The following is an 8,032-nucleotide window of genomic DNA, read 5'->3' as shown; positions in this document are numbered from 1 at the left end:
AAAAAGCAATCTAAAGCGTAGATTCCTATGCGCTAGTTTTGTAATGAGCACAATTTTCTTCGTTTACCGCTGTTTTCAGCGGGAAATCTTTACTCACATCACGCCGGTTAACATCACAGCGCGAAATATACCCTTCGGACTTGAAGCCGCAGGGTTGTTAGCTGCGCGCGCTCACCCGAATCACTGACTTGAGTAAGCTCATCGAGATTCGTTTACTGGCCGCCTACCTGTAACTCCAATCACTTTGGGTGTGACATTTAGCGGCCTGGGAAACCCGGTGGCATCATACCTTTCATGCCACGCATCATTTTGGCCAAACCGCCATTTTTCATTTTTTTCATCATGCGCTGCATTTCGTCGAACTGCTTGAGTAAGCGGTTAACATCCTGCACTTGCACACCAGAACCGGTGGCAATACGGCGCTTACGTGAACCTTTAATGATTTCTGGCTTGGCGCGTTCTTTCAGCGTCATCGAGTTGATGATAGCCTCCATCCGCACGGTCACCTTGTCATCCATCTGCGATTTCACGTTATCTGGCAACTGGCCCGCACCCGGCATTTTACTTAACATGCTGGCCATACCGCCCATATTGCGCATTTGCTTCAGTTGATCCAGGAAGTCATTGAGATCGAAGCCATCTCCTTTTTTCAGCTTCGTAGCCAGTTTTTCCGCTTGTGCGCGGTCAACTTTGCTTTCGATATCTTCAATCAGCGATAGGACATCGCCCATCCCCAGAATACGTGAAGCCACGCGATCGGGATGGAACGGTTCAAGCGCATCTGACTTTTCACCAACACCGAGGAATTTAATCGGCTTACCGGTGATATGACGGATAGATAACGCAGCACCGCCACGGGCATCACCATCAACTTTGGTCAGCACGACACCGGTGAGCGGTAGCGCTTCGTTAAATGCTTTCGCTGTGTTGGCCGCATCCTGACCGGTCATGGCATCCACGACAAACAAAGTTTCAACCGGGTTAATCGCGGCATGAACTTGTTTGATTTCGTCCATCATCGCTTCATCGACGTGCAAGCGACCGGCGGTATCGACAATCAGAACATCATAAAATTTAAGCTTCGCCTGCTGTAGAGCACGATTGACGATATCAATCGGTTTTTCCTGTACATCAGACGGGAAGAAATCAATGCCAACACCCTGAGCCAGGGTTTCTAACTGTTTGATCGCCGCGGGGCGATAAACGTCAGCAGAAACCACCAGCACTTTTTTCTTCTGTTTTTCTTTAAGGAACTTACCCAGCTTGGCCACACTGGTGGTTTTACCCGCACCTTGCAAGCCAGCCATTAACACCACTGCTGGCGGTTGTGCTGCCAGATTCAGTTCGTTATTGACCTCGCCCATGGCAGCAATAAGTTCATTTTTAACGATTTTGACGAATTCCTGCCCTGGCGTGAGGCTCTTATTGACCTCATGCCCGACAGCGCGCTCTTTTACCCGGTTAATAAAATCACGAACTACCGGTAGCGCTACGTCAGCTTCCAGTAACGCCATGCGGACTTCACGCAGCGTTTCTTTAATATTTTCTTCTGTCAGCCGGCCACGGCCGCTGATATTGCGCAGTGTGCGCGACAATCGATCAGTTAAGTTCTCAAACATGGTCTTTTACTCAACATGGAAACAGGCCGCTCTGGCGACACCTCTGACGACACAATGGGGGCGATTATAACACAAAGCCTAAACGATCTCTGCCCTCACATCGGAGAACGGTTGGAGAGGAACGCGCTCGACGTTATACTGGCTATCTAATTCACTTAGCCGATGCCCATATAACGCTATGCCCGTGTTCTCCATTTTGGCTTTGATCGCCTATTCGCTCAGCCTGGGCTTGATTGTCCCCAGTCTGGTGCAGAAAAATAGTGCTTACCGGCGGTTAGCGCTGGTTTCTGCCGTCGTGGCGCTAGTGTGCCATGCTATTGCTCTGAAGCATCAGATTTTTGATGTCGGCGGTGGCCAAAACCTCACTTTATTGAATATCGGCTCTATTGTCGGGCTGATGATCTGCACGATAATGACTATCGTCGCCTCACAAGGTCGTGGCTGGTTCTTGCTGCCGATAGTTTATAGTTTTGCCATGATCAATCTGGCACTGGCCAGTCTGCTCCCTGGTGAGTTTATCACCCATCTGGAAGCCAGCCCGGCCATTTTCGTTCACATTGGGCTAGCCCTCTTTGCCTACGCCACTCTTATCATCGCAGCACTGTATGCCCTACAGTTGGCTTGGCTCGATTATCAGTTAAAAAATAAGAAAATCACCTTTAATACTGATATGCCGCCGTTGATGAGCATTGAGCGAAAAATGTTTCATATCACCCAAATTGGCGTTGTCTTGCTGACCCTAACGCTGTGTACTGGCCTGCTTTATATGGATGATATATTCAGTAAAGAAAACGTCCATAAAGCAGTGTTATCGATCATGGCTTGGTTTGTTTACATCGTTTTATTGTGGGGGCATTACCATGAGGGCTGGCGCGGGCGCAGAGTGATTTGGTTCAGTTTTGCAGGCGCATTTTTGCTGACTCTGGCTTATTTTGGTAGCCGCCTGCTACAGGAAATCATGGTCTCTTAGCCGTTATTACAATCATCCACACATAGCCCTGTTGAATCCGCAGGGTCTTCATTGTTATTAAGGAACACTGTGTTGGATCATGTCTCAACTAGCACTCTGATCATCATTCTGGTCATTATGGTCGTGGTTTCGGCTTATTTCTCAGCTTCAGAAACCGGCATGATGACACTCAATCGCTACCGTCTACGCCACTTATCCAAGCAAGGCAACCGCGCCGCACGTCGGGTTGAGAAACTCTTGCGCCGCCCTGACCGCCTGATAAGTTTGGTATTAATCGGCAATAATCTGGTCAATATTCTGGCCTCCGCGCTGGCAACCATTGTGGGTATCCGGCTATATGGCAATGCCGGAGTCGCCATAGCCACCGGCGTATTAACTTTTGTAGTCCTCATTTTTGCTGAAGTGATGCCGAAAACCATCGCCGCCCTTTATCCTGAGCGTGTGGCGTTCCCCAGTAGCGTTTTGCTGGCCCCGTTACAAAAAATCATGCTGCCACTGGTGTGGTTACTCAATACCATCACTCGTGGGTTAATGCGCTTGTGTGGTATCCGCGGCAATGTCCACAGTAGTGATGCAGTGAGTAAAGATGAATTGCGCAGTATTGTGAATGAATCGCACTCACAAATTTCTCGTCGTAATCAAGATATGTTGATATCCGTGCTGGATCTGGAAAAAGTCACGGTCAGCGACATAATGGTCCCGCGTAATGAAGTGGTCGGCATTGATATCAATGATGATTGGAAATCCATAATGCGGCAGCTAACTCACTCGCCACATGGCCGTATCGTTTTATATCGCCAATCATTGGACGATGCTATCGGTATGCTGCGCGTGCGGGAAGCCTATCGCCTGATGACGGAGAAAAAAGAGTTCAATAAAGAGAACCTGTTACGAGCTGCGGATGAAATCTATTTCATTCCCGAAGGCACGCCGTTAAATGTGCAATTGGTGAAATTCCAACGCAATAAAGAGAAAGTCGGCATGATTGTCGACGAGTATGGTGATATTCAAGGATTAGTGACCGTTGAAGATATTCTGGAAGAGATCGTCGGCGACTTCACAACGTCAATGTCCCCTAGCCTGGCAGAAGAGGTCAATCCGCAGAGTGATGGTTCAGTACTGATTGATGGTAGCGCCAATGTGCGCGAACTGAACAAGGCATTCAACTGGTCACTTCCTGTCGACGCCCGCACTATCAATGGCATGTTACTGGAAGAACTCGAAGAGATCCCACAGGTAGATGCACAGGTTCGTGTTGGAAATTATCTGATTGAGGTGCTGGACGTACAGGAAAACATGATTAAGCGAGTGAGAGTGACACCTATCCTGCCTGATAGCCAGGCTAGATAAACCCCTCTTTTCCGGTAAGTTTTGATGAATAAAAAAAGACGCCTTATCAGCGTCTTTTTTGCATTTGCCTTGCAAAAACTAGATATGCAATTCAGCCAGTTTATCTTTCGGTAATGCCAGTTCTTCGTTGTGATTGATACGGACATCGCGCTTGATAATATCTTTGGCAATATTCTGCGCCTCTTCCAGCGAATGCATATGGTAAGTACCACACTGATATTCGTTCAATTCAGGAATTTTTCGCTGGTCGGTCACTTTCAATACATCGGCCATCGCGGCTTTCCAGGCATCAGCAACGCGTTGCTCATCTGGCGTACCAATCAGGCTCATATAGAAACCGGTACGGCATCCCATTGGGGAAATATCGATAATCTCCACACCATTACCATTGAGATGGTTACGCATAAATCCGGCAAACAAATGCTCAAGTGTATGAATCCCTCGTTCCGGCATCACTTCTTTATTTGGCACACAGAAGCGTAAATCAAATACAGTTATCTCGTCACCATGAGGAGTTTTCATCGTCTTAGCAACACGCACAGCCGGTGCATTCATGATGGTATGGTCTACGGTAAAGCTATCCAATAATGGCATTTAGTCACCTCCTCATAAAAAAATAATTTTTATTCGATCTTTTTTTCGCAATCCGTGAAACTTTTTTCTACACCGCGCGTCTTAATATGTGAAAGACGCGCATTTGTTATCATCATCCCTGTTATCAGAGATGTTAATTTGGCCACAGCAATGTGGCCTTTTCTTTTTATTGGCCGCCGTGAAGCACCAAATACTCTTCAAAGCTTAGCTTATCTTTGAGTTCTAGCTCGCGTTGACGCACCCAAGAAGCAGCGCCCTCTTCAGATAATTGCTCTTCAGTTAACAATTCCAACGGTTCATTTTGCAGCATTTCCCTGTAACGCTCGGCGAGTTCAAGGCCAACACCACCAATACCGCCTTCTTTCATCGCCTGCAAAATACGTGCAGAGAACGTCAGGCTCGGATCATCAAAGGACGCGACAAGCTCATCACAGACCTGTTGATAATCGGTGCTATCTTTACCATCCAATACTTCTGCAACGCGGCGCAAATCTGCAAACAGGTCCTTACCCACCTTTTCCAGCGGCTCACGGGTGTCGTTACATCCCATCCCGATAGTCTGCCCCGGTTTACGCCCTTCCAAAATAACCCGATTCCAGTTTTTACGGGTACACAGCAATTCATCGCTGCTCATTTCAGGCGCATCTGCCAACACACACCAAATCAAGAATAAATCGAGGAACCGCGCTTGTACTGCATCAACACCAATGGGTGAGAATGGGTTGATGTCTAAGGAACGGACTTCAATATATTCAATACCACCACGCAACAATGCATCAGATGGCGATTCCCCCGCTCGGGTAACCCGCTTAGGTCGAATCGGAGCATAGAGTTCATTTTCAATCTGCAACACATTGGTGTTCAATTGCAGATGACGCTCACCGTCTTTTAGCCCCAATGCTGCATATTCTTCTGATGGTGTTTGAATTGCGCGCTTCAGCCCTGCCACATAGGTATGCAGGTCATTAAAAGTAATACCTAAATTGCTTTGTGATTTATTGGTATAACCCAAATCACTCAGGCGCAATGAAGTGGCATACGGTAAATAACACATTCCTTTATCATTACGCTCAAACGGTAATGCCGTTTCACGTCCTTGCAGGAATGACGCACAAATGGCCGGTGAAGCACCAAAAAGATAAGGGATGACCCAACCAAAGCGATAATAATTACGGATCAGGCGGAAATATCCCGCTGAAATCTCTTCCTTGCCACTTTTCTCATCGGTAACACCCGCCCACGCTTGCCAAAATTCCAGTGGCAAAGAGAAGTTATAGTGCACACCGGAAATAGTTTGCATTAAGGCCCCGTAACGGTTTTTTAAGCCCTCACGGTAAAGTGTTTTGAAACGGCCAATGTTAGAAGAACCGTATTTAGCCAGCTCAATATCCTGCTCAGCGCCAATAAAGCAAGGCATGCTAAGTGGCCACATGCGCTCGTCACCTAGCTTGCGTGCGGTATAGCGGTGAATATCACGCAAAAAAGTCAGCAGATGGTCGATATCGCCATCCACTGGAGTAATGAATTCCAGCAATGCCTCTGCAAAGTCGGTGGTAATCCACTGATGTGTCAGGGCTGCACCCAATGACTCTGGGTGGCCTGTCGAGGCTAATTGGCCATCGGCAGTCACTCTCAATGTTTCCCGCTCAATGCCGCGGCGGATACCTTTCAGGGCTTTAGGGTGCGCTTCCAGCCAAGTCAGCGCGTGTGATACATCCGGGATCAAATCGACCTCCCGCTCTTGAAAACCATAACTCGCCAGCATACTGAAACTGCATAGATGTGACTACGTAAGTTTGTCACATTCTTTACTGCCACCAGGCAATTCCTTGTAACGTAATTACCGTTAACACGATATAACGCAATGCTTTTCCCAAACACAGAAAAAAAGCCACAAGACCCCAAGGCATACGCAACCAGCCTGCCAACACACACATCAAATCGCCCACTACCGGTAGCCAACTCAATAACAGAGCTGCCGGACCAAAACGTTGAAGCCAGCCAAGAGCTGTACTCATCCCACGTTGTGGCTTTAGTTCCGGTAATAAACGGCCTATAACAACGTTCGTTAGCCCCCCAAGGGTATTTCCGACAGTGGCAGACAACACCAGCATCATGGCCGGCGCACTACTTGCCGTTAAGAGGGTGACCAACAGAATTTCAGAATTTCCGGGTAAGAGTGTCGCGCTGAGAAAGCTACTCCCAAATAATGAGGCAACCGCTAGCGTACTACTCACAGTAGACGCACATCAACTATTGCCATATTCGCCCTTTTTGCCGCCTCAACACCGAAATCAGCATCTTCAAAAACCACACACTTCTGTGCAGGTACGCCAAGTAACTGTGCGCAGCGCAAGAATGTCTCAGGCTCTGGCTTATGTTGGGTGACATCGTCGGCACCGACAATAACATCAAAATAGTCACGTAAGCCCAAGTGGCGTAAAAGCAGCTCTGCCATGGCGTGTTCGCTTCCAGTACCGACGGCCATAGGTTTACGCCCATAGTAGGCTTTAACGACGTCTATGAGCGGCAGAGGCTTCACATTATCCAATAGCAGTGATTTAAACAGTGTTGTTTTCTCAGCGGCCAATACATGGGGATCTAAGTCCGATTGATTATTTTCAATGATTACGCGGGCAATTTTCCACGTCGGAGCCCCATTCAAAGCCACTAATGCCTGCTCATCAAATGCCATGCCATAAGGTGTCAGCACCTGTCGCCATGCCTGCCGATGCGTGGGCTCAGTATCCAGGATGGTGCCATCCATATCAAAAATCAGGCCTTCATAGCGCTCGTACATCGTGGCTCCACGACCAGGGAGAAAATGAAAAGCTACTTTATCGCAAACTAACTAAATTGTCGCTCACTGTATAAGCAATTGAATTTAATTAAAAAACACATAATTCGATAGGAAATAACGCGATTACACAGAGCGAAAATCAATACGTTGGGCGGTGTAGTCAGAGTAAGAGGGTTAAAACATGTTAATCGCGCAGAGCTTAAAAGCAGAAAACCCCGTCGTAGCGAGGTTTCTTAAAATGGTGCACCCAGGAAGATGACTCGGCTCGAACTTCCGACCGCTCGGTTCTGCGTGTTTGTAGAATCTAAAAACAGAAAACCCCGCCGTAGCGAGGTTTCTTAAGATGGTGCACCCAGGAAGATTCGAACTTCCGACCGCTCGGTTCGTAGCCGAGTACTCTATCCAGCTGAGCTATGGGTGCAGTTTTGTATTTCTGATTTTACGGGGGCGCTTCAGCAAGTGAAACTTAACAACAAGATTGATGACCCAGAAGATGGTGCACCCAGGAAGATTCGAACTTCCGACCGCTCGGTTCGTAGCCGAGTACTCTATCCAGCTGAGCTATGGGTGCAGCAATTAATTCTTTGACACTACCTGATGTTCATTTGACTATTTCACCATACTGCAAAATATGGTGCACCCAGGAAGATTCGAACTTCCGACCGCTCGGTTCGTAGCCGAGTACTCTATCCAGCTGAG

General features: G+C 47.7%; 8 protein-coding genes and 2 tRNA genes. 3 read left to right on the top strand and 7 right to left on the bottom strand.

Going from position 1 to position 8,032, the window contains the following annotated elements; all coding sequences use genetic code 11:
• Positions 1 to 187, top strand: a 187-nt coding sequence (locus ACNSO8_RS00165; RefSeq protein WP_418393466.1) for a hypothetical protein, incomplete at its 5' end; no start/stop codon positions are given.
• A 70-nt stretch (positions 188 to 257) separates the two neighbouring features.
• Here ACNSO8_RS00165 and ffh read toward each other — a convergent pair.
• Entirely contained in the window at positions 258 to 1,619 is a 1,362-nt protein-coding gene (gene ffh / locus ACNSO8_RS00160) for a signal recognition particle protein (RefSeq protein ID WP_005167432.1), read from the bottom strand.
• Positions 1,620 to 1,797: 178 nt separating this feature from the next.
• On the opposite strand from ffh, the gene ACNSO8_RS00155 reads away from it, so the two are divergent.
• Positions 1,798 to 2,589 (top strand): cytochrome C assembly family protein, encoded by a 792-nt coding sequence (locus ACNSO8_RS00155; protein WP_418393464.1) that lies wholly within the window; start codon positions 1,798 to 1,800, stop codon positions 2,587 to 2,589.
• A 72-nt stretch (positions 2,590 to 2,661) separates the two neighbouring features.
• Positions 2,662 to 3,939, top strand: coding sequence for an HlyC/CorC family transporter (locus ACNSO8_RS00150; RefSeq protein ID WP_418393465.1), 1,278 nt, complete (start codon positions 2,662 to 2,664; stop codon positions 3,937 to 3,939).
• Positions 3,940 to 4,017: 78 nt separating this feature from the next.
• Here ACNSO8_RS00150 and luxS read toward each other — a convergent pair whose 3' ends face one another.
• The 6 genes from luxS to ACNSO8_RS00120 all read right to left on the bottom strand — a co-directional run bounded on the left by luxS (position 4,018) and on the right by ACNSO8_RS00120 (position 7,904).
• Positions 4,018 to 4,533 (bottom strand): S-ribosylhomocysteine lyase, encoded by a 516-nt coding sequence (gene luxS, locus ACNSO8_RS00145; protein ID WP_418393463.1) that lies wholly within the window; start codon positions 4,531 to 4,533, stop codon positions 4,018 to 4,020.
• Positions 4,534 to 4,699: 166 nt separating this feature from the next.
• Positions 4,700 to 6,298 carry a glutamate--cysteine ligase gene (gshA, locus tag ACNSO8_RS00140; protein ID WP_418393462.1) on the bottom strand — a complete coding sequence of 533 codons (1,599 nt, stop codon included), beginning with the start codon at positions 6,296 to 6,298 and terminating at the stop codon, positions 4,700 to 4,702.
• 43 nt (positions 6,299 to 6,341) lie between these two features.
• A complete protein-coding gene (locus ACNSO8_RS00135; RefSeq protein WP_026017941.1) occupies positions 6,342 to 6,770 on the bottom strand; it encodes a YqaA family protein in 429 nt (142 codons plus the stop codon).
• Positions 6,767 to 7,333, bottom strand: coding sequence for a fructose-1-phosphate/6-phosphogluconate phosphatase (yqaB, locus tag ACNSO8_RS00130; protein ID WP_418393461.1), 567 nt, complete (start codon positions 7,331 to 7,333; stop codon positions 6,767 to 6,769). The genes ACNSO8_RS00135 and yqaB overlap by 4 nt, the downstream gene beginning before the upstream one ends.
• A 344-nt stretch (positions 7,334 to 7,677) precedes the next feature.
• A tRNA-Arg gene (locus ACNSO8_RS00125) sits at positions 7,678 to 7,754 on the bottom strand.
• Between the two features lie 73 nt (positions 7,755 to 7,827).
• A tRNA-Arg gene (locus ACNSO8_RS00120) sits at positions 7,828 to 7,904 on the bottom strand.
• Positions 7,905 to 8,032: the final 128 nt, after the last annotated feature.

This window comes from Yersinia sp. LJYL362, from assembly GCF_048323875.1.
The sequence above is the reverse complement of the archived record's forward strand: the minus strand, read 5'-3'. Positions and strand labels throughout refer to the sequence as shown.

Excerpts from the sequence above, each read along its gene's own strand:
- ffh (WP_005167432.1), bottom strand. The coding sequence starts at position 1,619 with ATGTTTGAGAACTTAACTGATCGATTGTCGCGCACACTGCGCAATATC.
- ACNSO8_RS00155 (WP_418393464.1), top strand. The coding sequence starts at position 1,798 with ATGCCCGTGTTCTCCATTTTGGCTTTGATCGCCTATTCGCTCAGCCTG.
- luxS (WP_418393463.1), bottom strand. The coding sequence starts at position 4,533 with ATGCCATTATTGGATAGCTTTACCGTAGACCATACCATCATGAATGCA.
- gshA (WP_418393462.1), bottom strand. The coding sequence starts at position 6,298 with ATGCTGGCGAGTTATGGTTTTCAAGAGCGGGAGGTCGATTTGATCCCG.
- yqaB (WP_418393461.1), bottom strand. The coding sequence starts at position 7,333 with ATGTACGAGCGCTATGAAGGCCTGATTTTTGATATGGATGGCACCATC.